The following is a 23,157-nucleotide window of genomic DNA, read 5'->3' as shown; positions in this document are numbered from 1 at the left end:
GCCTGTTTGTTGCGCCAGCAGGTGGTTTAGACGTTAAGAAGAGGCAATCTCTGTTTCCTCTTCTGATGCACCGAGTTGCCTGCAGACAGTGCCAACAGGCGACTCCTCGGCATCAAGGAGGACAAAGGGATTGGTAAGTGACATTGCACCGAAGCTTGTCGGAGGAGACAACCCTGTTTCCTCTTTGACTACAACAGAACACAGCACAGTGATAAATCCGAACACCTTCATCAGGTGACGACAGGAAAAAGTGACATGAAAAAAGTACTGGTGATTGGCTATGTCTGGCCCGAGCCCAATTCCTCCGCCGCCGGCAGCCACATGCTGTCCATTCTGCGGCTGTACAAGCAGCAGGGCTGGCTGGTGGAATTTGCCACGCCCGCCCAGCGTACCGAGCACATGGTCGATCTGGCCGCGGAAGGTATTTCCAGCCGGAGCATAACGCTCAATTGCGACAGTTTCGATGCCTATGTCGCCGGATTTGCGCCGGATATCGTCATGTTCGATCGTTTCATGATGGAAGAGCAGTTCGGCTGGCGGGTCGAGAAAAACTGCCCTCGGGCACTGAGAATACTGGATACCGAAGATCTGCAGTGCCTGCGCCATGCCCGTCATCAGGCCCACAAGGCTGACAGGGACATGACCACCGCCGATCTGTTCAATGACATCGCCCGGCGGGAAATTGCCGCCATCTTGCGCAGCGACCTGTCGCTGATCATCTCCAGCTTTGAAATGGAGCTGTTGGTCGATGCCTTCAAGGTGGACGGCCGCCTGCTGCATCAGCTGCCCTTCATGGTCAATCTGCAGGCGCTTCCGGCTCACACCGCCGATTACGCGAGCCGCAAACACTTCATGACCATAGGCAATTTTCGCCATGCCCCCAACTGGGACGCCGTGTTGTATCTGCAGCAGATCTGGCCGCTGATCCGCAAGCAGCTGCCCGAGGCCGAACTGCACATCTACGGCTCCTATCCGCCACCCAAGGCAACGGCGCTGCACAACCCCAAAACCGGCTTTCTGATCAAGGGCTGGGCGATGGATGCCTTCGAGGTGATGGAGCAGGCCCGCATTTGCCTGGCCCCGCTGCGTTTCGGCGCCGGCATCAAGGGCAAGCTGCTGGATGCCATGATCATGCAGACGCCGAGCATCACCACCCCGATTGGCAGCGAAGGCATGCACGGCTCTGCGCCTTGGCCGGGCATGATCGCCGACGATGCCGAGGCATTCGCGGCGGCGGCAGTGGCATTATACAAAGACCCGCAGGCCTGGCAGGCCGCGCAACGGCAGGGTACCGAGTTGCTGCACGGCCGTTATGACGGGCAGAGATTGGGCGAGCAGCTGATCGAACGCATTCGGGCCATACTGGCTAACCCGGACCAGCACCGGCTGCACAACTTCACCGGCAGCATGCTCCGCCACCACAGCATGATGAGTACCAAATACATGTCCCAGTGGATTGCCGCCAAGAACGCCGGCACTACCAAGGGCTGAGCCAGTGACGACCCGAACCATGAATGCCAGCTCGACCAGAAACATGGACACCATATGAGGCAGCAGTACCCTGCGGCTATTCAGGTACAGGGCCTGAGGTCTCGATCTGCGCTAACCGCCCGGCTTCTGTGTTTTCCGCCCCTGCCGTCGTCAGCAGCCGCTCAAACTTCTCCAGCGACATGGGCCGGCCAAACAGGTAACCCTGAAAGTGCCGGCATCCCACATCCCACAGTCGTTTGTGTTGTTCGTCCGTCTCCACTCCTTCGGCAATCACCTCCAGCTGCAGGCTGCCGGCCAGCGCACAGATGGCCTTGATAATCGCCAGGCTGTTGCCATTCTCTGATAGCTCGCGCACAAAGGACTGGTCGATTTTCAACTGATCCAGCGGTAGCTTCTGCAGGTAGGCCAGCGAAGAATAACCGGTGCCGAAGTCGTCTATCGAGAACCGGATGCCATGACCTCTGAGTTTGTGCATGCAGGCAATGGCCGCCGGCATGTCGTCGAGCAGCATGGTTTCGGTCAGCTCCAGCTTCAGTCGATGCGGATTTGCTCCGCTCTGCTGCAGTAACCGGAGCAGTCTGTCGACGAAATCGGGCTGATACAGCAGCCGGGCACTGAGGTTGACGGCCAGGCTGAGTGAGGCGGTGGCTGGCGACTTTCGCCACAATGCCAGCTGATGACAGGCCTGGTGCAGCATCTGCACATCAATCTGTTCGACCAATCCGGCCCGTTCGGCCACCTCGATAAACACGCCCGGCCCAAGCAGCCCGCGTTGTGGGTGCTGCCAGCGAGCCAATACCTCGGCACCAATCACCCGAGCGGACTCATCCAGCTGTGGCTGCAGGAAGGGAATAAATTCCTCGGCCTGCAACCCACGACAAATATCTTCTTCCAACAGTAGGCGCGAAGTGACCGCCTCCTGCATGGCGGGATCGAAGAACCGCATGGCATACCGGCCCGACGCTTTGGCCTGATGCATGGCCATTCCGGCCTGCTGTATCAATTCGTCGGTCAGGCAGCCAGCGTCGTTGAACAGGGTGATGCCAATGCTGGCGCTGCGGTGAAACTCGAGTTGCGCTATCCGAAACGGCTCGCCCAACCTGGTCTGCAGCTGCATGCCGTACTGTTCGGCCCGGTTGGCGGCATGCTGGTATTCTCCGGCCAGGCCCTCAATCATCACCACAAACTCGTCGGCACCCAGGCGTGCCACCGTATCGCTGGGGCGCACGGTATCGCCGAGACGCTCGGCGACCAGACACAGCAACTGATCGCCCGTGTGGTGACCATGCAGGTCGTTGATACTCTTGAAGTCGTCAAGGTCGAGAAATAACAAGGCGGTATAGGTGTTGCTTTGAATGCTCGTGTTCATGGCATGCTGCACCCGGTCGAGCAACAGGCTGCGATTGGGCAGACCGGTCAGTGCATCGAAAAAGGCGAGGTGCCGGATACGTGCCTCTGCGGCCTTGCGATCCGTGATATCGTCCATCGATGCCACATAATGGGTGAGCTGCCCTTTAGGGTTGCGAACCGCGCTGATCGACAGCCATTCGGGATATATCTCACCGTTCTTGCGCCGGTTCCAGATTTCTCCCTGCCAGCGGTCTGTTACCGTCAGTTGCTGCCACATCCTCTGATAAAAGGCCGCGTCATGGCGCCCTGAACTGAGCAGGCTGGCTCGTCCGTCCACAACTTCATCGTCACTGTAACCGGTGATGGCACTGAATGCCTGGTTGACCCGAAGAATGCGGCTGTTTCGGTCGGTAATCATCATCCCCTGTTGGGCCTCGAAAGCGGTAGCGGCGATGCGTAGCTCCCGTTCGTCACGACCCCGCTGCGCTATATCTCCAAGCATCCAGCCCAGCCAGACGGTGGCAAAAGGCATCACCAGCAGCATCGACAGGCCGGCTTGCAATACCATGACCGTAGTATTGGGCTCGGACAGCATGAAAAGCAGCAACAGCACCAGGCTATGCAGGATCAGGCCGAAGAAAAGCAGGGTCCAGGGTCGCTTGTCGACCTTGCCGCGCCGGTGCAAATAACGGTATCCCAATGCCAGCAGCACAGACAGAGTGGTAACGCCCAGGCCTCCCCACATGCCGGCCCCACCCAGCCAGATACGATAGCTGCCGGCGATCAGGCCGGCAATACCGGCAATCAGAGGGCCACCAAACAGAGCGGCCATGCTCAGCACCACGCTGCGGGCATCGAATATCAGCCCCGTTTCCGGCTCAATGGCTATCATCATGCCAATCACGCAGGTCAGACCGTACAGCAGGCCGGACACCAGGGAGCCGACGCTGTCGTTTCTGTCCCAGAAACGATGATTGAGCGATTGCAGCCAGCACAACGACAGCAGCAAGGCCGCATTTTGAACAAGATGGATAATCAAAAAAAGGGCCCCCTGGGTCCTGGACGATACAGTGCGGAATGATGCCAATTATGAAAAATGACGGCCGAGCATGTGAGCATATTCTCCGGCAACTTGCATTGATCCAGATCAGTCAACCGTTGCCTCTCAGGAAGCCACCAGATAAGTCACAGCCTTGCATCCTTCCGGCTGGTGCACTCAGCTCAACGAAAATTGCGCGTAAATGGGGTTGTGGTCCGATACCGTGGGGGTGTTGATGGCGGTGGCGGAGTGCAGGATCAGATCCCGGTAGAAGATAAAGTCCAGCGGCTGGCGCAGATAACTCTTGATGTGCTGCGCCTCTTCCATTACCGCCTGTTTCAGCCCCATTGCCCGGCAAAACTGGGCCAGATAAAGGCGCCGCGAGCGGCTCCACACATTGAAGTCGCCGGCCACAATCAGAGGCCCCTGGTGCTGCAACAATACCTGCCTGAGCACGGCAATTTCATGATGAAAGTGCCCGTGGCGCACAAAATTGATGGCATGAATGTTGGCCACCAGCAGGGTGTCTCCGCCGCTCAGGGGATGATGGGTGAGGATCTGGCTTTTATGGGTGGCGAACCGCAGCTCCCGGTTGTGACTGAGCAAAGCGGTAATGTCGTCGAAGGCACACTGACCGGCGGTCAGCACCCCGAACAGATGAAACGGCGTCTGAATATTGGGGGAAACCGCATAAGACCAGCCGTCCAGCTGCAGACGATGGCTCAGGGCCAGTTTCGCTTCCTGCAACAGCAGCAGCCGGGTAGGAAACCGCGCCAGCAACTGGCTCAGACACAGCCGAAACTCGGGGCTCAGGGTCAGCTTCTGGGTGTTCCAGCACATCACACCCAGCATGCCGCCATCCAGCGGCTGGTGCTGATGAACAAGCTGATGCGGCGTTACTCGGGGCCGAAGCATATTCGAACATCCTGCCTTGACGGAACAATGTCATTCCATCTTAGCAGAAGGGGCTACAAATCATCCCTCTGCTTTACGCTTGAAATACACCATTTTTGGCCTATTTATGGCCAAATTTCACTTTTTAGTGCTGTATGTGTACCATTGGCGCGTTCATGCATTGAACAAAGTGAATTGATGAAACCTCCTGAATCCCGAACTTCCGAACGCCGTCTCGTCGCCAGCCTCAGCGGCGGCTTCCTGCTCCTCTTCGTCGTACTCGCCCTTTTCGACCTGCAACAAATGACTCACTGGATCAATCTCAGCTTCGCCTGGGTGGTCGATCTGTTTGGTCCTCTGTGGCAGGTCTGGATGCTGGCCAACCTCATAGTGGCCCTGGTGCTGGGCTTTACCCGCTACGGAGATATTCGCCTGGGAGGCAATGTGCGTCCCGACAGCTCCACCTTTCGCTGGCTGGCGGTGATCATGTGTACCCTGCTGGCCGGTGGCGGTGTCTTCTGGTCGGCGGCCGAGCCCATGTACCACTACATCACTACACCGCCGAACTTCGCGGATGCCGAATCCGGCGTGTCGGCGGTATCCGCGGCGCTGGCCCAGACCTTCCTGCACTGGGGCTTTCTGGCCTGGGCCTCTCTCGGCACCCTGTCGGCGGTGGTCGTGGTCTATGCCCACTATCACAAGGGGCTGGCCATGCGGCCGCGTACCCTGCTCTATCCGCTGATGGGTGAGCGTATCGAAACCCACTGGCTGGGCACCCTGGCCGACGTGGTGTCCATTATCGCGGTGGCCGCGGGCACCATAGGTCCCATCGGCTTCCTCGCCACCCAGCTGGGTTTCAGCTTCGAATCGCTGCTGGGCTGGGAAAACAACTACACCTTGCAACTGGCCATACTGGGCGGCCTGGTCGCGATTTATACCCTGTCTGCCTCTACCGGCATTGAAAAGGGCATTCAGTGGCTGTCCAGCGCCAACGTGGTGCTGGCGGTGATATTGCTGGCCACCATACTGCTGGCCGGCCCCGGCAGCTTTATCGTCGACTCCTTCCTCAACGGCATGGGTGTGTATCTGCAGGACTTCATGCCGATGGCGCTCAACCGGCAGGACGATGCCTGGCTGGGCTGGTGGACCCTGTTCTTCTGGGGCTGGTTTATCGGCTATGGCCCCATGATGGCGCTGTTTATCGCCCGCATCTCGCGCGGTCGTACCCTGCGCGAGCTGGTGATGGCCGTCGCCATCATGGCCCCGCTGGTCACCAACTTCTGGTTTGCCAGCCTGGGTGGCGCCGGCATCTTCTATGAACAGGCCCTGCCCGGCGTGGTTTCCGGCCCCTTGCAGGACGGTGGCTTGCCGGCAGCCCTGCTGGCGGTCACCCAGCAATTGCCCCTGGCCGCACTGATGGTGCCAGCCTTTCTGGTGCTGACGGTGATCTTCGTGGCGACCACCGGTGACTCCATGGCCTATTCCATCGCCATGGCCATCAGCGGCGATCACACGCCCCGCACCCGGGACCGCATCTTCTGGGCTCTGACCATGGGTATGGTGGCTGCGGTATTACTGAGAATGGGCGAAGGCGGCATCAACGCCCTCCAGTCCTTCATCGTGATCACCGCGGCCCCGGTGTCGCTGCTGCTGTTGCCGGTAATATGGACCGGGCCCAGGATGGCCCACGCCATGGCCTATGAGCAGGGTATCGTCACCCACAAGCTGCGTAGCGAAGAGCTCACCAAGACCACGCCTTGATCCGCCGCCCGATGACAACAAGCATCGTTGTCATCGGGCTTACTCCCCCTTGCATCCTCCTCGCGCGTGACGACCAATGACGACCTGATCGGTCATATCTCCCTGACAAGATCACCGGACATCATGATAAGGTGGTCTTTGGAACCAACTCTGTTCTATCTTGTCTTGAGTTACTGCCCATTCATATTATTCCTACCAACACTGGAGTACCCGCATGTCCTGGACTTTAGCACAGCTGCACGGTTTGCTTTCCGGCCGCGAAGGCTGGCAGAGCAAACTCGAAAACGACTCGTTGCTGATCACCAATACCGAAGGGCTGGAAGCCTATCTGGCGGTTGCCGGTGAACAGATCATCGTCGAAACCCTGCTGTTTCCCGCCGCGCAGGTCACCGACAGCGCCGGGCTGAACGATACCGTATTGCGTACCCATCAGCTGTTTCCGCTGACCACGGTCGGCATCAGCAAGATCAATGGTGACGACTATTACATCGCCTTCGGCTCCCTCTCGGCCAGCTCGAAGGAAGAAAGCGTGCTGATCGAGGTAGAAACCCTGTTCCGCAATACCGAAGCCTTTCTCGACCTGTATCAGGATCATCTGCAAGGAGTCACCGCATGAGCGTATGGAAAAAACTGGTCACCGCCATCAAGGGTGGCGCCAATGAAGCCGCCGAAGCCGTGGCCGACAGTCAGGCGCTGCGCATTCTGGAGCAGGAAATTCGCGAAGCCAAACAGGAGCTGCGCCGCTCCGACGAAGCCCTGACCGGCATCATGGCCAAGCGCAAGCTGGCCAAACAGAAGGTGGACGCCATCGGCGCCAGCATAGCGGAATATGAAGCCCACGCCCGGGCCGCCATGACCAAAGACAACAAGGAACTGGCGCTGGAATGTGCCCAGCGAGTGGCCGAGCTGAAAGGCGAGCAAGACGGCGAGCAGAGCTACGTCGACCAGTATGCCACCTCCGAGCTGAGCCTGAAAAACAACATCACCACCGCCAAGAGCCGGCTGCGCCAGCTGGAACAGCAACTGGATATGGTCAAGGCCACCGAAAGCGTGCAGAAGGCCCAGGCCGCGGTGTCGTCCCGCCACAGCGGTGCCAACACCAAGATGACAACGGCGGTGGAGTCACTGGATCGCATCAAGCAAAAGCAGACCCAGCGCCAGGCCGAGCTGGACGTGGCCGCCGAACGGGCCGCCAGCGAGAGCGGTGACGCCCTGGAGCAGAAGCTGAAGTCTGCCGGTATTACCGGCAGCCAGTCAGCCGGCGCCGAAGATGAGCTGGCCCGTATTCTGGGCAAATAATGGGTACATAAGATGTTCGACTGGCTGAAGAAAAAAATACAGCCACCGTCCGTTCAGGCCGAGCCGGCCCCGGAAATACTGGGCCTGCGCCTGGGCGGTGGCTTCGAGCTGGATGCGCTCAAGCTGTCACTGCTCGATGGTCAGGTGACCTTCGAGGGCGCGGCCGGCACCCAGATCATCAAGGCCGTGGGCCGGGTCATTCTCGATGAAAGCCACCAGTTGCTGCGCTTCTACACCGATGATGACGGCTTTGTGCAGGTCTTACTGGACGGCGGCACCGGCGACGACTGCGTAGCCGAGGTCAAGCTCTGGTATTTCTACCAGACCCGCCCGATAGACGGCGATGCGGCCTGGAACCGGCTGCTCGACCGTGAGCTGGTGCAACCGGCGTGGGATCTGGACGGACAGCAATTCACCAAGGGCTGGGACAACACCCGGCCGGTGGCCATGACCGAAACCACCTGGCTCAATGACGGCAGCCGCAGCGAGACCGATCAGTTCGTGATGATCTACGAGCGGCCGCTGGCAGACACCGATGACGTGGAAGTGCTGATGGTGGCGGCGGAAGAAAAAATGCTGCACCAGCGTGCCGAGCGCAGCCTGATACTCGCTACCGGCATCGATCTGGGTCCGACCGATTTCAGGTTTGTGAGCTGAAGAACATCGGGACAAAGGGTATCTGTTTCACGACACGCGTGAACCCCTCCCTGGGGCTCCGTCGCGCCACCCATGGCGCTAAGGGTCGTGAATCAGACACTCCTTGCCCTCCCCGGGACTCTCGCGAGTTCTGTCGGCATTGATCAGGCAATGCCGATGCAATCCTGTTGATGCTTGAGCTGGCAGGCTCTGCCAACAATTTACGACTTTTCATTTTCAGAACGGAATAAAAGGATACTCATGGAAGCCTTAATCACCTCACTGTCGGGCCTCGGGCCCTTTTTGTTGTATTTCTCCCTGTCCATCGTGATGTTGCTGCTGTTCAAGTGGCTCTATGTGCTGGTCACCCCCTATGACGAATGGCAGCTGATCAAGGAAGAGCAGAATCTGGCCGCCGCCATCGCGCTGGTCGGTGCCTTCGTCGGCTTCTCGCTGGCCGTGGCCAGTGCCGCCGCCAACTCGGTATCGCTGCTGGACTTCGCGGTCTGGGGCCTCATCGCCCTGGTCGCACAGCTGCTGGCCTTCGCCCTGGTACGCCTGATCTTTCTGCCCAAAATCGCCGCCCGCATCAACGAAGGTCAAGTCTCTGCCGGTGCCGTGGTCGGTGGTCTGTCGGTCGCCGTGGGGCTGCTCAACGCCGCCTGCATCACTTACTGAGGAGGCCTTATGAAACGCTCCAAACGTCAGCTGCTGAGCCGCATGGCCGATCGCATCGGCAAACCGGTGGGTGCCGCCATCGCCGGTTCGGTACTGCTCAGCGCCTGTGGCCAAAGCGACACCGAGGTACAGGTTTACCAATCGCAGGACGACTGCAGCAACAGCCACCCCGAGCTGGCCGAACAGTGCCGGGCCGCCTATCAGCAGGCGCTGGCCGAGTCGGCAGAAACCGCGCCCAAGTACGACCAGCGGCAGGACTGCGAAGCCGACTTCGGCGGTGGCAGCTGCACACCCTACCAATATCAGGGCAACAATTGGTTCATGCCGGCCATGGCGGGCTTCATGTTTGGTCGCCTGCTGGACGGCAACCGCTATTCCCACACTCCCGTGTACAGCTCCCGTAACCCCTATTCGCCCTACTACGGCCAGTGGAGCACCGCCAACGGTCATCGGCTGGGCAAGGCCAGCTACGGCAAGCGGATGTCGGTGGGCAAAGAGGCACTGGCACCCAAGCCCAAGGTCACGCGCACCATCTCGCGCGGCGGCTTCGGCTCGACCGCCCAGGCCAAGAGCAGCTGGAAGAGCAACAAAAGCAGCAGTCGCTCCCGGGGCTGGGGCGGCTGATGCTGCGGGTCAGCCACCAGGAGCGCCCGCACTGGCGTGCTCAGGCCGAACAGCTGGGTTTTGGTTTTCATACCATGTATGGCGAGCCGTACTGGGACGAAACCGCCTACTACCAGTTCACCCTGGCGCAGATAGAGCGAGACATAGAAGACCCCACCGCCGAGCTGCACCAGATGTGTCTGGAGGTGGTGGACATGGTGGTCCGCGACGAGCAACGGCTCCGGCGTTTCTGTATTCCCGAGGCCCAATGGCAGGGAATACAGGACTCCTGGCGGCGGCGCGATCCCTGCCTCTATTCCCGGCTGGATCTGGCCTATAACGGCCGGGGCCCGGCCAAGTTGTATGAAAACAACGCCGACACCCCCACCAGCCTGTTCGAGACCGCCTTCTGGCAATGGCTGTGGCTGGAAGACAACGTCGATGCCGGCCGATTGCGACGGGACGCCGATCAGTTCAACCTGCTGCAGGAACGACTGGTGGCCCGCCTTGCGGAACTGGCCGTCCGATATCCGGGCCAGCGGCTGCATTTTTCCTGCTGCAAGGACTCTATCGAGGACCGAGGCACGGTGCAGTATCTGGAAGACTGCGCCCGGGAAGCCGGGCTGGACACCGCCTTCGTGCATATCGAAGACATCGGCCTGGGTGAAGGTGGCTGGCTGACCGACACCCATCACAACACCATCGACTGGATGTTCAAGCTTTATCCCTGGGAGTTCATGTTCCGGGAGCAATATGCCGGACATCTGGCGTCGAGCCGGGTCAACTGGCTGGAGCCGTTGTGGAAGTCGGTGCTGTCCAACAAGGCACTCTTGCCCCTGCTCTGGCAGCGTTTTCCCGACCATCCCAATCTGCTGCCCGCCTATTTCGGCGACGATCCCAAACGCAGCTCGTTGCAGGAATATGTGCAAAAGCCACTGTTCTCCCGCGAGGGCGCCAACATCAGCGTGATGCGTCACGGCGAGCTGGTGGCCGAAATAGAAGGCCCCTACGGTGAGGAAGGCTTTATCGTGCAGGCCTGGCACCCGTTACCGCAGTTCGGCGACAACCATGCGCTGATCGGCAGCTGGCTGGTGGACGATAAACCCGCCGGCATAGCGGTGCGCGAAGATACCGGCCTCATCACCCAGGACTTGTCCCGCTACCTGCCACACATCATTCTCGACTGACCTCTGCCACCAGGCACCCTGCCGTAATCACTGGCTATAGTTAAAGCGGTTTACTTCCATGGTGCGACAGAGGAGCAATACGATGAAAGGTAATGCGGTGGTCTGGTTTGAGATCTATGTGGCGGATATGGCACGGGCACGTAATTTCTACGAGTCGGTGCTGAACGTGACGCTGGAACAGGCAGAGGAAAGAGAAGCAGACTGGCCGGAGATGTGGATGTTTCCGGGCGAAGAAAAGGGTAATGGCGCCTGCGGTGCCCTGGTGAAGATGGACGGCGTGTCACCCGGCGGAGGCGGCACCCTGGTGTATTTTCGCTGTGACGACTGCGCCGAACAGGCCCGCCGGGTGGTCGCCAGCGGCGGACAGCTGGCTCGCGACAAATTCGCCATCGGTCCCTATGGATTTATCGCCCTGGCCGTCGATACCGAAGGCAATATGATCGGCCTGCACTCCCTGCGTTAGAGCGCCGGCAGGTACCGCTCTCGTTCCCCAGAAACAAAAAAGACCGGAGTCGCGGTGTCTGCGGCTCCGGTCAAAGGGAGAGAACGGTATCCGATAACAGACGGATCAAGCGTCGTTCAGGTTGTCGGTCATAACGTAAAACGATGAGGCGCCTCGCGCCATGTGCATAAGCGCAAGGCAAAATGAATGGGTGAACGGCTCGCTCACCCTGTTACCCGAAGGCGGTCATGATTCAGCGATTCAACACCAGCAAGGCATCGGGCACGGCCCGAAAGTCCAGCGCCATGGCCACGCTGATGGCGGTGATGGTGATGATGGACAGCACAAACACCCGCCGGGCCCAGCCCTGTTCCTCGAGGCCGCGACGATAGCCGTTGAAGGCCATGACCAACCACCACAGACTGGTGGCACACGACACCGCCATGAAGGTCAGACCGGTATAGCCACCCAGCGGCAGCAACACCGTCACCAGACAGAACACCGCGATATAAAGCACTATCTGGCGCCTGGCCTTGGCAATACCCTCGGCCACCGGCAGCACCGGTATCTTCGCCGCCGCATAATCATCGTAACGAAAAATAGCGATGGCGTAGGAATGAGGCATCTGCCACAGGCTGAACATCAGCAGCAAAATAGCGGCTCCGACGTCGAACCGGCCGGATACGGCACAGTACCCCACCACCGGTGGCACGGCACCGGACAGGCTGCCGATCAGGGTGCCGTACACTGACTTGCGCTTCATCCACAGGCTGTACAGGCCCACATACACCACGTAACCGAAGACGGCAAAGCCCACCGCCACACCGTTGGTGCGTATCGCCAGCAGACCGAACCCCAGCACGCCCAGCAGCACCCCGTAGATCAGTGCCGTGCGCCCGGACAGCTCGCCGGTTACCGTTACCCGGTTGCAGGTACGGCGCATGCGCGCGTCTATGTCACGGTCGATGCAGTTATTGATGGCGCAGCCGGAGGCCACGACCAGCGACAGGCCGAGCACGGTTGCCCACATCAGCGACCAGTCGATATCGCCACGAGAAGCCAGAAAAAAGCCGCCCGCGACCGAGATCAGGTTGCCCATGATGATGCCCGGCTTGGTGACCTTGAGGTAAGGCCGAATCATAAAATCCCCTTGGGATATCGAGATCCCGTTACATAATTCACTAAGTGCCTCAGTGCCTCGAGCAGACAACACCGGGATCAGCAAGGAAGCCAAAGGGATCTGTTCCGTCGACCCTCCGCGCCAGGCCCGAAAAATGCTCCTGCAATTTCGGCATTCCCGCCGTCCCTGGCGGTCAGATAGCGCGGCGGAGTCCCGCGAGCTTGCTCGCCGTGACGAGTCGTTTCTGCCTGACCGAACATCCAGTGAATGTTCGCAGTAGGCAGAAACGACAAGTGTCATGTCCCATGGCGTGTCGGCGGAGCGGACCCTTTGGCTGACTTTATTTACCTTGCCTGATTACATCATCATCTCGTTGGCGCTGAGGATGATCCACACCGACAGGCCGACTACCATCACGATGATCAGCGCAGAGAACATGAAGGCGACGGTGTTCTCGCGGCTGCTCGGGCTGAAGTTCAGGTGCAGGAAGTACTTGAGATGCACCACTATCTGCACGATCGCCAGGCCGACCACGGTGGCCAGGGTCATGCCCGGGCTCAGTTGCCCGGTCATCACCGCCCAGAACGGAATGGCGGTGAGGATCACCGACAACACGAAGCCGGTGAGATACGATTTTACGCTGCCGTGATCCTGTACGGCGCCGTCATGATTGTGGCTCATGCCATCACCCCCATCAGATACACCACGGTAAACACGCAAATCCATACCACGTCCAGGAAGTGCCAGAACATGCTCAGGCAACCCAGACGGGTCAGAGTGCGGGGACCTGTGCCCCGCTTCATCAGTTCAACCATCATCACCAGCATCCACACCAGGCCGGCAGTCACGTGCAAGCCGTGCATGCCTACCAGGGCGAAGAAGGCGCTCAAAAAGGCACTGCGGCTCGGGCCGGCTCCTTCGGCGATCAGATGTTGAAACTCGTACACTTCCATCGCGATGAAGGTCGAACCCAGCGCGAAGGTCACCAGCAGCCACAGCAGGGTCAGGCCCCGCTTGTGCCGGTGGCCGGAGAGCATGGCAAAGCCGTAGGTGATGCTGCTGACCAGCAGCACCGCGGTTTCGCCGAGCACGAAGTTCAAATCGAACAGTTCGCGACCATCGGGGCCGCCGGCGGTGTTCATGTAGAGCACCGCGTAGGTGGCAAACACCGAGGCAAACAACAGACAGTCGGTCATCAGGTACAGCCAGAAACCGAACAGGGTATTACCGCCGGTGTCGTGGTGTTCCTCATCATGGATCTGGTGCTGTTGCGCCAGTTTGAGATCTATGGATACAGCTTCCATTACGCCTCCTTCATCATCACGTTGCGCAGGTGAGCCTGCTCGATGCGCTCGACCTCGTCGGGCTGCACGTAATAGTCGGTGTCGTTGTCATAGGCACGGCACAGGAAAATCACCAGGCTGGCTACCAGACCGGCAATGACCATCCACCAGATATGCCAGATGGCACCAAAGCCCGCGGCCGTGACGGCGGCAGAAATCAGCACACCACAGGCGGTGTTCTTCGGCATGTGAATGGGTTGATACTCACCCTGCACCTTGTACGCCTTGCCCTGCTCCTTCATGTCGGTGAAGGCATCGATGTCGCTGACTTGCGGCAACTTGGCAAAGTTGTAGAACTGGGGCGGAGACGAGGTGGACCATTCCAGGGTATGGCCGTTCCAGGGGTCACCGGTCAGGTCGCGGTTTTGCTCGCGCTCGCGGAAGGCCTTATAAATCTGCACAAACTGCAGCACTATGCCCACCAGAATGAACAGGGCACCCACGGCCGCCAGATAGAGCCAGAAGTTCCAGGCCGGATTGTCGGTGTGGTTCAGGCGACGGGTCATACCCAGGAAGCCCAGCACGTACAGCGGCATGAAGGCGACGTAGAAGCCAATCTGCCAGCACCAGAACGAGGCCTTGCCCAGCTTTTCGTCCAGATGGAAACCCATGGCTTTCGGGAACCAGAAGGCAAAGCCCGCCAGGTAACCGAATACGGCACCACCTATGATGGTGTTGTGGAAGTGGGCAATCAGGAACAGGCTGTTGTGCAGCACGAAGTCGGCGCCCGGCAGGGCCAGCAGTACGCCGGTCATGCCACCGATGGTGAAGGTGGTCATGAAGCCCAGGGTCCACAGCACCGGCACCGTCAGTCGCAGACGACCGCGATAGATGGTGAACAGCCAGTTGAACAGCTTCACCCCCGTCGGCACCGCGATGACCATGGTCATCACCCCGAAGAAGGCGTTGACGTTGGCACTGGAACCCATGGTGAAGAAGTGGTGCAGCCAGACGATGAAGCCCAGTACGGAGATGGCGCCGGAGGCCCATACCATGGACTTGTAACCGAACAGCCGCTTGCCGGTAAAGGTGGAGATCACTTCCGAGAAAATACCGAACGCCGGCAAAATCAGTATGTATACCTCGGGGTGACCCCAGGCCCAGAACAGGTTGATATACATCATGGCGTTACCACCCGCTTCATTGGTGAAGAAGTGGAAGTCCAGGTAACGGTCCAGGGTCAGCAGGGCCAGCACGGCAGTCAGAATGGGGAACGAGGCCACAATCAGAATGTTGGCCCAGGTACAGGTCCAGGTGAAGATCGGCATCTGCATCAGCTTCATGCCCGGCGTACGCATCTTGAATACGGTGACCAGGAAATTGACCCCGGTAAGCAGGGTGCCGATACCGGAAATCTGCAGGGCCCAGATGTAGTAATCCACCCCCACGCCCGGGCTGAAATCCAGCTCCGACAGCGGCGGATAGGCCACCCAGCCGGTCTTGGCGAATTCACCCAGACCCAGTGAAATGTTGACCAGTACCGCGCCCGACACCGCCAGCCAGAAGCTGAGGTTGTTGAGGAAGGGAAAGGCCACGTCACGGGCACCAATCTGCAGCGGCAGCACTATGTTCATCAGGCCAATCATGAAGGGCATGGCCATGAAGATGATCATGATGACACCGTGGGCGGTGAAGATCTGATCGTAGTGTTCCGGCGGCAGATAGCCGTCGGCGCCATTGGTCGACAATGCCAGTTGAGCTCGCATCATGATGGCGTCGGCAAAGCCGCGAATCATCATCACGAAGGCCAGAATGATATACATGATACCGAGGCGTTTGTGGTCCACCGAGGTGATCCAGTCTCGCCAGAGCACGGCCCACTTGTTGTAACGGGTAATCAGAATGGCAATAACCGTGGCGGCAATGGCCACCACCGCCAGCGTAATCATGATAATGGGCTCATGATACGGCACGGCATCCAGTGTGAGTTTTCCTAGAAGCGACATATTAATTCTCAGTCTCCATGGTCATCTTGGCGGTCATGGCATGCGTGCCGGCGGCATGCTTGTCGCCGGCGTCATCGGCATGCATGAACTGCATCAGGATGTGGTGGAACATGCCGGGCTTGACCTGACCGAAATATTGCACCGGGTTGTTTTCACTCGGCTCGGACAGGGCCTGATAGCTGCCCGGATTCAGGGTCTGCGGCTGCTGCTTGAGCTTGCTGACCCAGGCGTCGAAGCCCGCTTCGTCTTCGGTGGCAATGGCCTTGAACTGCATGCCGGTAAAGCCTTCACCGCTGTAGTTGGCAGAAAAGCCCTCATAGGTACCCGGCTCGTTGGCAATCAGATGCAGCTTGGTTTGCATGCCGGCCATGGAGTAAATCTGACCACCCAGCTGTGGAATGAAGAAGGAGTTCATGGTGGTGTCGGAGGTGATCTTGAATTCAACCGGCACATCGGTCGGGAACGCCAGCTCGTTAACCGAGGCCACGCCCTGTTCCGGGTAAATGAACAGCCACTTCCAGTTGAGCGACACGACTTCGACGGTAATGTGATCTTTCTCGTGAGCCAGCGGCTTGTACGGATCCAGATCGTGCGTTGAGCGCCAGGTGATGACCCCCAGAATGACGATGATGATGATCGGCACCAGCCAGACGGTCAGTTCGATTTTGGTGGAGTGCGACCACTTGGGTGCGTAGATTTCGTGATCCCGTCCTTCCCGGTATTTCCAGGCAAAGAACAACGTCATCACGATCACCGGAATGACCACCAGCAGCATCAGCAGGGTGGCCACTATGATCAGATATTTTTCATCGACGCCGACCTGCCCCTTGGGATCAAGCACGCCGCCCTCACAGCCGGCCAGCATGACTGACGCCGCTCCGGCCAGAAGCACGTTAATTAGCTTTCGAATAAACAAAAGGAACCCTTCCCCTATCCCTTAAGGACTTACCTTGTCGCCTGTGGCAACAAGACCATGGTTGACCCCCGCAGACAGAAAAAACGGAGATCAATGGCGGGTATCGAAGATACCCGGGAGCGGGATCAGAACGTCAGACAGCCTTGGTTGGTGGCGCGCAACGGCGTACCAACCACACCAACCGGGCAATGTGCGTGATTCAGATCCCGAACAGGGATACAGGTGGGGCGCGGCAGCCGTTGGCGGCACGCAGTACACAGTCGTTCTGTGCGGGAGCGGAAAAGACGGGCTTGGGCTGACCCAGTCGGGGCCAACCCAGGGATTGCAGCAACAGGTGCAACAGCAGCAACAACCATTGCAGCAGCAGAGGCACAAACACCAGCAGGCTGGTGAGCACCAGCGACTTGATGGCTTCGGCCGGCAGCAGGTCCGCCAGCTGGGCCTGATATTCCAGCACGTCACCGGACAGTCCGGTCCAGGACAACAGCCAGTCGCCGACCCACTCCAGCATCATGATGGCGCCGAGAACTCCGAATCCATCCACGCATGCTTTGGACAGCGACGCCAGGTCGTGCCATTTATCAGCAAAGGTGAGATGTAGGATCGGATTCAACAGCTGGGTCCGCCGGGCAACAAGGTTCAGATGACGAGGCGGCCCTGTACCGGGCCGCTCATTTAACCGCCAAAGGCTACCAAACTTTGATCCGGCACACAACCTCGGCGACCCCTCCCGGGTATGGAATTACCTCGGGACAATATCGGCAACCATCTGGCAACAAATGAAAATACCGGTAGGTGCAGAGCGGAAAGGCCTCGTATGGAGAGCAGCTACAACACCACTTTCAAGGCCAGCGCCAGCAGTACCAACCCACTCAGCTTGTCGATCATTCCCGACTTGGCCTTGAGCCAGACCAGCACGGGCCCACGCGACAACAGCAGCGCCACCAGTACATACCAGAGCGCATCAATGCCACCGGCGGTGAGCATCATCACGCCGCCCTGCTGCCAGCCGGTGTCGGCCTGCACAAACTGGCTGAACAGCGCCACAAAGAAAATGGCCAGTTGTGGATTCAAAAACGCCACCATAAAGCCCTCGAAGGCACCCTGACGGCCACGCACCGGATGATCGCCGACCCGGGTGTCACCCGTCGCCGGGCGGGCCAGCAACGCCTTGACGCCCAGCCAGGCCAGAAAGCCGGCGCCGCCATAACGAATCATGTCGAACAGCAGCGGGTTGCGGGTAATGAGCAGCGCCAGCCCCAGCGCGGTAATCAAGGCATACAACCCAACGCCCAGGCCATGACCCAGGGCCGTTACCACACCGTGGCCCCGCCCACCCTTGACTGTATTACGCATCACCACCGCCAAACTCGGACCGGGGCTGATGGCCCCCATCACGCAAATGGCCGCCAGTGCCAGCCAACTGGAAAATTCCATTATCGAAGCCTCGTTGTCACGGTGAACTCATGTCTTGAAAAGTCAGCGCCTATCTTAGGGCAGAAGACGGCAGAGCTTTAAGCATAATTTGTTGCCGGTATTGTGTTTATTCGTCCGACATCCCTACACTGGACACTTTTCTGCTGGCTGCTGCCATAAAAACCGCAACATACGCTGGAGCAAAAGAAGCATGCATTATCAATGGATACTGTTCGACGCCGACGACACCCTGTTTCATTTCGATGCCCTGGCCGGGTTAACACGGATGTTCGCCGCACTCGGTGTCGGTTTCAGCGAGCAAGACTATCAGCAGTACCAAGCCCTCAGCGCACCACTGTGGGTGGATTACCAGAACGGCGCCATCAGCGCCGAGCAGCTGCAACACCGCCGCTTTCAGCACTGGGCCGAGCGGCTGTCGGTCACCACCCAGCGTCTGAACCACGACTTTCTCGCCGCCATGGTCGACATCTGCACCCTGCTGCCGGGGGCCCGCGAGCTGGTACAGGCGCTACAGGGCAAGGCCAGGCTGGGCATCATCACCAACGGCTTTACCGCCATGCAGCATACCCGGCTGGAACGGGTCGGCCTGCAAGACGCCTTTTCTGCCCTGGTGATCTCGGAACAGGTCGGCGTCGCCAAGCCGGATGCGGGCATTTTCGAACATGCCTTCGAGCGAATGGGCCGCCCGCCGAAAGAGCGAATACTGATGGTGGGCGACAATCCGCACTCGGACATTCTCGGCGGCCTCAACGCCGGCATAGACACCTGCTGGCTCAACACCGACGGCAAGGCCGCCCCACAGGGCATAACGCCACGCTATGAAGTAAGCTCACTTGACCAGCTGCACACCTTGCTGCTGCGCTAAAAAGTATCTGTTTTATCTCAGTAAAAACAATTTGAATAAAGATCTTATCTTTTTCAAACTCGAACGCAGAGGCAACACAGCAACCTCCCACGACACGCCATAAACTCATCCCTGAGGGCTCGGAAATGCCGTCCATGGCATTTCACGGTCGTGGGAGGTCATCTCTGTTGCCTCTTCCTGAGCGCCGAGCTACCTGCAGGCATTGCAAACTGATAGCTCTGCAGCATCAAGGAGGACAAAGGGATCTGCTCCGCCGACCATCCGCGCCACGGATGGCGCGGCTGAGCCTCCACGGACGGATTTACGGCGAGTCGGCGGAGCGGACCCTTTGTCCGGTGTGCCACTTCCGATAATCGAGCGACAACTCTTTGTTGGCATCCCGGTACAAATCGCGCTCATAAAAAAGGGCAGCCCGTGGGCTGCCCTTTTATCATCACTTACTGCTGCGTAAGTGCTGCTGTTTACTTGCGGTTGCCGCGATAGGCAGGCGAAGAATTCAGCACCATGTGACGGTTAACGTCTTTGTACAGCAGGTAGCGGAAACGAGTCGGGCCACCGGCGTAACAGGCTTGCGGGCAGAAGGCGCGCAACCACATGTAGTCGCCGGCTTCTACTTCAACCCAGTCCTGGTTCAGGTGGTAAACCGCCTTGCCTTCCAGCACATACAGGCCGTGTTCCATGACGTGAGTTTCGTCGAACGGGATCACGCCGCCAGACTGGAAAGTCACTATGTTGACGTGCATGTCGTGACGCAGATCGGTCGGATCGGTGAAACGAGTGGTTGCCCAGGCATCGTTGGTGTCCGGCATTGCGGTCGGAGCGATGTCGTTTTCGTTGGTCACGAACGCTTCCGGCACCTCGATGCCGTCTACGAATTCGTAAGCCTTGCGCAGCCAGTGGAAGCGAACCGGCTCGCCACTGTTGTTCTTGATGGCCCAGTTGGCACCCGGCGGCAGGTAGGCGTAGCCACCCAGCTCCATGTGATGCTCTTTGCCTTCCAGAGTCAGGGTCATTTCACCTTCGACGATGAAGATAACGCCTTCGGCACCGGAATCCAGTTCAGGCTTGGTGCTGCCGCCCTGAGGAGACACTTCCATGATGTAATGAGAGAAAGTTTCGGAGAAACCGCTCATCGGGCGGGCGATAACCCACAGACGAGTTTCATCCCAGAATGGCAGGAAGCTGGTGACGATATCGCTCATTACACCCTTGGGGATAATGGCGTACGCTTCGGTGAACACAGCGCGATCGTGGATCAGCTGAGTCTGGGGCGGCAGGCCGCCCTTGGGAGCATAATAGGTATTACGGGCCATGGTATCTGTCCTTTAATACGAGAACGCCGGCTGTTCGCCGACAAAGGCCACGCCATACCGGCATGGCTGTATAAATGATGAACACCCGCTATTGTAGAGCAATGCCGTTTGATTTATAAATTAAATAATTTAATGGAAACTAGTGGATTTTCCACTAATGGAAACATAATGAATCTTAATGTCACCCTGGACCCGGTATTGCTGCGCAGTTTTATCGCCGTGGTCGATACCGGCAGCTTTACCCGCGCCGCCGACAGCACTCATCTCACCCAGTCGACGGTCAGCCAGCAGATACGCAAGCTGGAAGCCCAGCTCGGCTGCGAGCTGCTGCATCGCAAGGGCCGCTACATTACCGCCACCCTGGAAGGGGAGCGGGTGCTGAGCTATGCCCGCCGCATTCTGCAACTGATGAACGAGGCAGTAGCCCAGACCAGCGTCAGCGCCGAACAGCAGAAAATCCGCCTGGGCGTGCCGGAAGACTTCGCCACCCACGCCATCATGCCCACACTCTCCGCCTTCTCCAGCAAATATCCGGGCATTAGGCTGGAGGTGAAAAGCGGTCTGTGCAGCGACATCTGGCGCGAATTTCAACGGGGCGATATGGATCTGGCTCTGGTCAAACAACGCCAGGGCAGCGTGCCGGGGTTGGCCAGCTGGCCCGAGCCGTTATGCTGGATCGACAGCCTGCACAGCAACAATCTCGACAGCCATCCCGTCCCGCTGGTGACCTTTCCCATCGGTGGTCTCTATCGCAGTGAGATGGCCCACACCTTCGACCGGCTGGGCCGCAGTTGGCGATTGTCTTATGTCAGCACCAGCCTGTCCGGCGTCTGTTGTGCGGTGGAAGCCGGGCTGGGTATCTCCCTGTTGCCCCGACGGCTGGTTACCGCTCAGCACCGGATTCTCAACGAGCAAGACGGCCTGCCAACCGTCCCGGATCTGGAGCTGACCCTGCACGCCCAGGACAAACTCTCGGCCCACAGCAAGATTCTGGCCGAGCAGTTGATCAGCGCCTGCAACGATACCTGCCGGCAATAGCGGAGGTCATCATCCGGCTGCTACCGACGACACGCATAAAAAACCCTCACGGGGAGGGTTGTCATTCACAGCTGCGCGCTGGCACCGGCTCATAGTTCGGCAAAAATGTGCTTCAGGTTGACGTCTTCCTCGGTGGCGGGCTCCAGCTGCAGTTGGGCTTCAATTTCGTTGAGGTGGTCAATCATCAACTGCACCGCCTTGTCGACATGGTGGCCGGCAATGGCGTCCAGCAGCGCATTATGCTCACTGCACGACAAACCGGAATGACGGGCCTTGCCTTTGCGTGCCCCCGAGTCCTGATAGAGGGCGACGATCAGTGACGAACGGGGAATAATTTCGTGCAGGAAGGAAGTCAGCACCGGCTTGTTGGCCAGCTTGCCAATCAAGAGGTGAAACTCGCCGGACAAACGAATACGCAGGCTCTGCTCGCCGAGCTCAATCGCCTGATGTTCCCGCTCCAGGTGTTCCTGCAGCAGCTTTTTTTCACGTACCGTGCATTTGCTGGCCAGCTCGCGTACCAGCTCGGCTTCGATCAGGCGACGGGCCTGAAAAATGTCCCGCGCCTCTTCCGGCGAAGGCTCGGCGACAAAGGCGCCGCTGTTGGGTACCAGGTTCACCAGCTTGTGGTAAGACAATTGCAACAGCAGCTTGCGCACGAAGCCCCGACTCAGGCCAAAGGTTTCACTCAGGTCTTCTTCTTTCAAACGGGTGCCGGGCAGCAGCTTATGCGCCACTATCGCTTCCCAGATGCGCTGATAGACGGTATCCAGATCGTTGGTTTTATTATTCATGCTCTTGGCCCTGTTTCGTCCGACAAGACGAGCGCACTGGTCACCCTGCCGTATCCCGTTACCGGATGCACAATGCACCGGCACATGACCCACAGAATAACACAGGGAAATATTGTCAACAATAAAGCAACATCTTGTTAAACAGGGGCCTGAACCATCATGTAATCATCATCCTGGCCGGCACCACTACGGCTGATCGATGGCATTGACGGCGGCGCGGGCGGCCGCATTCACCGCCACCAGCAAGGGTACCCCGAACTGCGGCTGCAACCTGATTGCAGCCGCCGACAACGGGCCGCCGCCCATGATCACCGCCTGGGCCGAATCTTGCTCTATTGACGCCCGAACTGCCACGGCCAGCGCCGCATCGAGCCGGTCGGGAGCGGCCACCAACTCCGACGGATCGCCCGGTGTCACCCGAGTGCCACGATACTGTTCGGCGTAACCCAATTCGGCGGCCTTCCGTTCAAAAGAGGCAATCAACTGCTCGTCCGGGGTCACGGTCACGATACCGAATGCCCGGCCATCACGGGCCGCCTCGTGAAACACCGCCTCGCCGATACCGAACACCGGAATCTGTACCCGATCCCGCAACGCTTCCAGACCCGGGTCGCTGAACGCCGAAACGATCAGCGCCGCGACACGAGCATCGGCCGCCGCTTCCACACCCAGCGCCACCACGCCCGCCGCCGCCTCCCGCATGTCCTGTGGCGTGGTCAACAACGCCGGTGCCACCGTATTGGTCAGGCCTTTCAGCCGCGCCTGTGCACCAATTTCTCTCTGGGCCAGCTCGGCCATAGAGGCTGTCGCCTCGGTATTGGAGTTGGGGTTGATCAGCACTATGGTGTTAATGGGTTTCTCCTGCGGCGACGTGATGGCCGCCTCATTCTGCCCGGCCTGAACGGTCGATGTCAGCAACAACAGACTCAACGCCCAGAAAGGGGCACGGCCGAATCCGAACAAGGGTAAACAGGATAGCTGCATAAGGGTATCTCCTCGAAATAAAGC

23 protein-coding genes are annotated in these 23,157 nt (G+C 59.0%); 11 read left to right on the top strand and 12 right to left on the bottom strand.

The window, feature by feature from the left end; translation table 11 throughout:
• Positions 1–255 precede the first annotated feature (255 nt).
• Entirely contained in the window at positions 256–1,491 is a 1,236-nt protein-coding gene (locus ACLEIV_RS05975) for a glycosyltransferase (RefSeq protein ID WP_410455748.1), read from the top strand.
• 76 nt (positions 1,492–1,567) lie between these two features.
• On the opposite strand, the gene ACLEIV_RS05970 is transcribed toward ACLEIV_RS05975, so the two are convergent.
• Both ACLEIV_RS05970 and ACLEIV_RS05965 read right to left on the bottom strand, forming a co-directional pair.
• Entirely contained in the window at positions 1,568–3,880 is a 2,313-nt protein-coding gene (locus tag ACLEIV_RS05970; RefSeq protein WP_410455747.1) for a putative bifunctional diguanylate cyclase/phosphodiesterase, read from the bottom strand.
• A gap of 177 nt (positions 3,881–4,057) precedes the next feature.
• A complete protein-coding gene (locus tag ACLEIV_RS05965) occupies positions 4,058–4,795 on the bottom strand; it encodes an endonuclease/exonuclease/phosphatase family protein (protein WP_410455746.1) in 738 nt (245 codons plus the stop codon).
• A 177-nt stretch (positions 4,796–4,972) separates the two neighbouring features.
• Between ACLEIV_RS05965 and ACLEIV_RS05960 the strand changes: the two genes are divergently transcribed.
• From ACLEIV_RS05960 to ACLEIV_RS05925, 8 genes are all read left to right on the top strand, one after another.
• Positions 4,973–6,535, top strand: a complete 1,563-nt coding sequence (locus ACLEIV_RS05960) for a BCCT family transporter (protein WP_410455745.1) — start codon at positions 4,973–4,975, stop codon at positions 6,533–6,535.
• A 214-nt stretch (positions 6,536–6,749) separates the two neighbouring features.
• Positions 6,750–7,151, top strand: coding sequence for a YjfI family protein (locus tag ACLEIV_RS05955; RefSeq protein ID WP_410455744.1), 402 nt, complete (start codon positions 6,750–6,752; stop codon positions 7,149–7,151).
• On the top strand, positions 7,148–7,834 hold the full coding sequence (locus ACLEIV_RS05950) for a PspA/IM30 family protein (RefSeq protein WP_410455743.1): 687 nt from the start codon (positions 7,148–7,150) through the stop codon (positions 7,832–7,834). The genes ACLEIV_RS05955 and ACLEIV_RS05950 overlap by 4 nt, the downstream gene beginning before the upstream one ends.
• A gap of 12 nt (positions 7,835–7,846) precedes the next feature.
• The gene (locus ACLEIV_RS05945) at positions 7,847–8,491 is read left to right on the top strand and encodes a YjfK family protein (protein WP_410455742.1); all 645 of its coding nucleotides are present in this window, start codon (positions 7,847–7,849) and stop codon (positions 8,489–8,491) included.
• 240 nt (positions 8,492–8,731) lie between these two features.
• The gene (locus tag ACLEIV_RS05940) at positions 8,732–9,148 is read left to right on the top strand and encodes a DUF350 domain-containing protein (protein WP_410455741.1); all 417 of its coding nucleotides are present in this window, start codon (positions 8,732–8,734) and stop codon (positions 9,146–9,148) included.
• A 9-nt stretch (positions 9,149–9,157) separates the two neighbouring features.
• Positions 9,158–9,772, top strand: coding sequence for a DUF1190 domain-containing protein (locus ACLEIV_RS05935; protein ID WP_410455740.1), 615 nt, complete (start codon positions 9,158–9,160; stop codon positions 9,770–9,772).
• Positions 9,772–10,938 (top strand): glutathionylspermidine synthase family protein, encoded by a 1,167-nt coding sequence (locus tag ACLEIV_RS05930; protein WP_410455739.1) that lies wholly within the window; start codon positions 9,772–9,774, stop codon positions 10,936–10,938. The genes ACLEIV_RS05935 and ACLEIV_RS05930 overlap by 1 nt, the downstream gene beginning before the upstream one ends.
• Before the next feature lie 82 nt (positions 10,939–11,020).
• A complete protein-coding gene (locus tag ACLEIV_RS05925) occupies positions 11,021–11,401 on the top strand; it encodes a VOC family protein (RefSeq protein ID WP_410455738.1) in 381 nt (126 codons plus the stop codon).
• A gap of 232 nt (positions 11,402–11,633) precedes the next feature.
• Here the strand turns inward: ACLEIV_RS05925 and cyoE are convergent, their stop codons facing one another.
• From cyoE to ACLEIV_RS05890, 7 genes are all read right to left on the bottom strand, one after another.
• Positions 11,634–12,521, bottom strand: coding sequence for a heme o synthase (cyoE, locus tag ACLEIV_RS05920; RefSeq protein ID WP_410455737.1), 888 nt, complete (start codon positions 12,519–12,521; stop codon positions 11,634–11,636).
• A 336-nt stretch (positions 12,522–12,857) separates the two neighbouring features.
• Positions 12,858–13,181, bottom strand: coding sequence for a cytochrome o ubiquinol oxidase subunit IV (gene cyoD / locus ACLEIV_RS05915; protein ID WP_410455736.1), 324 nt, complete (start codon positions 13,179–13,181; stop codon positions 12,858–12,860).
• A complete protein-coding gene (gene cyoC, locus ACLEIV_RS05910; RefSeq protein ID WP_410455735.1) occupies positions 13,178–13,804 on the bottom strand; it encodes a cytochrome o ubiquinol oxidase subunit III in 627 nt (208 codons plus the stop codon). The genes cyoD and cyoC overlap by 4 nt, the downstream gene beginning before the upstream one ends.
• Positions 13,804–15,789, bottom strand: coding sequence for a cytochrome o ubiquinol oxidase subunit I (cyoB, locus tag ACLEIV_RS05905; protein ID WP_410455734.1), 1,986 nt, complete (start codon positions 15,787–15,789; stop codon positions 13,804–13,806). Before cyoB ends, cyoC begins: the two co-directional genes overlap by 1 nt.
• 1 nt (position 15,790) lies before the next feature.
• The gene (cyoA, locus tag ACLEIV_RS05900) at positions 15,791–16,681 is read right to left on the bottom strand and encodes a ubiquinol oxidase subunit II (RefSeq protein ID WP_410455733.1); all 891 of its coding nucleotides are present in this window, start codon (positions 16,679–16,681) and stop codon (positions 15,791–15,793) included.
• A gap of 223 nt (positions 16,682–16,904) precedes the next feature.
• Positions 16,905–17,318, bottom strand: coding sequence for a hypothetical protein (locus ACLEIV_RS05895; protein ID WP_410455732.1), 414 nt, complete (start codon positions 17,316–17,318; stop codon positions 16,905–16,907).
• Between the two features lie 215 nt (positions 17,319–17,533).
• Positions 17,534–18,142: a LysE family translocator gene (locus ACLEIV_RS05890; RefSeq protein ID WP_410455731.1), complete on the bottom strand. Its 609-nt coding sequence runs from the start codon at positions 18,140–18,142 to the stop codon at positions 17,534–17,536.
• A 190-nt stretch (positions 18,143–18,332) separates the two neighbouring features.
• Here ACLEIV_RS05890 and yjjG point away from each other — a divergent pair, with 190 nt between their 5' ends.
• Entirely contained in the window at positions 18,333–19,007 is a 675-nt protein-coding gene (yjjG, locus tag ACLEIV_RS05885; RefSeq protein ID WP_410455730.1) for a pyrimidine 5'-nucleotidase, read from the top strand.
• A 461-nt stretch (positions 19,008–19,468) separates the two neighbouring features.
• Here the strand turns inward: yjjG and ACLEIV_RS05880 are convergent, their stop codons facing one another.
• Complete coding sequence (locus ACLEIV_RS05880) at positions 19,469–20,320, bottom strand: bifunctional allantoicase/(S)-ureidoglycine aminohydrolase (protein ID WP_410455729.1); 852 nt, start codon at positions 20,318–20,320, stop codon at positions 19,469–19,471.
• A gap of 168 nt (positions 20,321–20,488) precedes the next feature.
• Between ACLEIV_RS05880 and ACLEIV_RS05875 the strand changes: the two genes are divergently transcribed.
• Positions 20,489–21,358: a LysR substrate-binding domain-containing protein gene (locus tag ACLEIV_RS05875; protein ID WP_410455728.1), complete on the top strand. Its 870-nt coding sequence runs from the start codon at positions 20,489–20,491 to the stop codon at positions 21,356–21,358.
• 89 nt (positions 21,359–21,447) lie between these two features.
• Here ACLEIV_RS05875 and ACLEIV_RS05870 read toward each other — a convergent pair whose 3' ends face one another.
• Together ACLEIV_RS05870 and ACLEIV_RS05865 are read right to left on the bottom strand one after the other, a co-directional pair.
• Positions 21,448–22,149: a GntR family transcriptional regulator gene (locus ACLEIV_RS05870; RefSeq protein WP_410455727.1), complete on the bottom strand. Its 702-nt coding sequence runs from the start codon at positions 22,147–22,149 to the stop codon at positions 21,448–21,450.
• Positions 22,150–22,335: 186 nt separating this feature from the next.
• Complete coding sequence (locus ACLEIV_RS05865) at positions 22,336–23,133, bottom strand: aspartate/glutamate racemase family protein (protein ID WP_410455726.1); 798 nt, start codon at positions 23,131–23,133, stop codon at positions 22,336–22,338.
• Positions 23,134–23,157: the final 24 nt, after the last annotated feature.

Source organism: Oceanisphaera submarina (genome assembly GCF_046521305.1).
GTDB lineage: Bacteria > Pseudomonadota > Gammaproteobacteria > Enterobacterales > Aeromonadaceae > Oceanimonas > Oceanimonas submarina.
The sequence above is the reverse complement of the archived record's forward strand: the minus strand, read 5'-3'. Positions and strand labels throughout refer to the sequence as shown.

Coding starts and splice junctions, on each gene's coding strand:
- cyoE (WP_410455737.1), bottom strand. CDS start 12,521: ATGATTCGGCCTTACCTCAAGGTCACCAAGCCGGGCATCATCATGGGC.
- ACLEIV_RS05865 (WP_410455726.1), bottom strand. CDS start 23,133: ATGCAGCTATCCTGTTTACCCTTGTTCGGATTCGGCCGTGCCCCTTTC.
- ACLEIV_RS05870 (WP_410455727.1), bottom strand. CDS start 22,149: ATGAATAATAAAACCAACGATCTGGATACCGTCTATCAGCGCATCTGG.
- ACLEIV_RS05945 (WP_410455742.1), top strand. CDS start 7,847: ATGTTCGACTGGCTGAAGAAAAAAATACAGCCACCGTCCGTTCAGGCC.
- ACLEIV_RS05960 (WP_410455745.1), top strand. CDS start 4,973: ATGAAACCTCCTGAATCCCGAACTTCCGAACGCCGTCTCGTCGCCAGC.
- cyoB (WP_410455734.1), bottom strand. CDS start 15,789: ATGTCGCTTCTAGGAAAACTCACACTGGATGCCGTGCCGTATCATGAG.
- ACLEIV_RS05940 (WP_410455741.1), top strand. CDS start 8,732: ATGGAAGCCTTAATCACCTCACTGTCGGGCCTCGGGCCCTTTTTGTTG.
- ACLEIV_RS05955 (WP_410455744.1), top strand. CDS start 6,750: ATGTCCTGGACTTTAGCACAGCTGCACGGTTTGCTTTCCGGCCGCGAA.
- ACLEIV_RS05950 (WP_410455743.1), top strand. CDS start 7,148: ATGAGCGTATGGAAAAAACTGGTCACCGCCATCAAGGGTGGCGCCAAT.
- ACLEIV_RS05880 (WP_410455729.1), bottom strand. CDS start 20,320: ATGGCCCGTAATACCTATTATGCTCCCAAGGGCGGCCTGCCGCCCCAG.
- cyoD (WP_410455736.1), bottom strand. CDS start 13,181: ATGAGCCACAATCATGACGGCGCCGTACAGGATCACGGCAGCGTAAAA.
- cyoC (WP_410455735.1), bottom strand. CDS start 13,804: ATGGAAGCTGTATCCATAGATCTCAAACTGGCGCAACAGCACCAGATC.
- ACLEIV_RS05965 (WP_410455746.1), bottom strand. CDS start 4,795: ATGCTTCGGCCCCGAGTAACGCCGCATCAGCTTGTTCATCAGCACCAG.
- ACLEIV_RS05890 (WP_410455731.1), bottom strand. CDS start 18,142: ATGGAATTTTCCAGTTGGCTGGCACTGGCGGCCATTTGCGTGATGGGG.
- yjjG (WP_410455730.1), top strand. CDS start 18,333: ATGCATTATCAATGGATACTGTTCGACGCCGACGACACCCTGTTTCAT.
- ACLEIV_RS05925 (WP_410455738.1), top strand. CDS start 11,021: ATGAAAGGTAATGCGGTGGTCTGGTTTGAGATCTATGTGGCGGATATG.
- ACLEIV_RS05975 (WP_410455748.1), top strand. CDS start 256: ATGAAAAAAGTACTGGTGATTGGCTATGTCTGGCCCGAGCCCAATTCC.
- ACLEIV_RS05875 (WP_410455728.1), top strand. CDS start 20,489: ATGAATCTTAATGTCACCCTGGACCCGGTATTGCTGCGCAGTTTTATC.
- ACLEIV_RS05935 (WP_410455740.1), top strand. CDS start 9,158: ATGAAACGCTCCAAACGTCAGCTGCTGAGCCGCATGGCCGATCGCATC.
- ACLEIV_RS05930 (WP_410455739.1), top strand. CDS start 9,772: ATGCTGCGGGTCAGCCACCAGGAGCGCCCGCACTGGCGTGCTCAGGCC.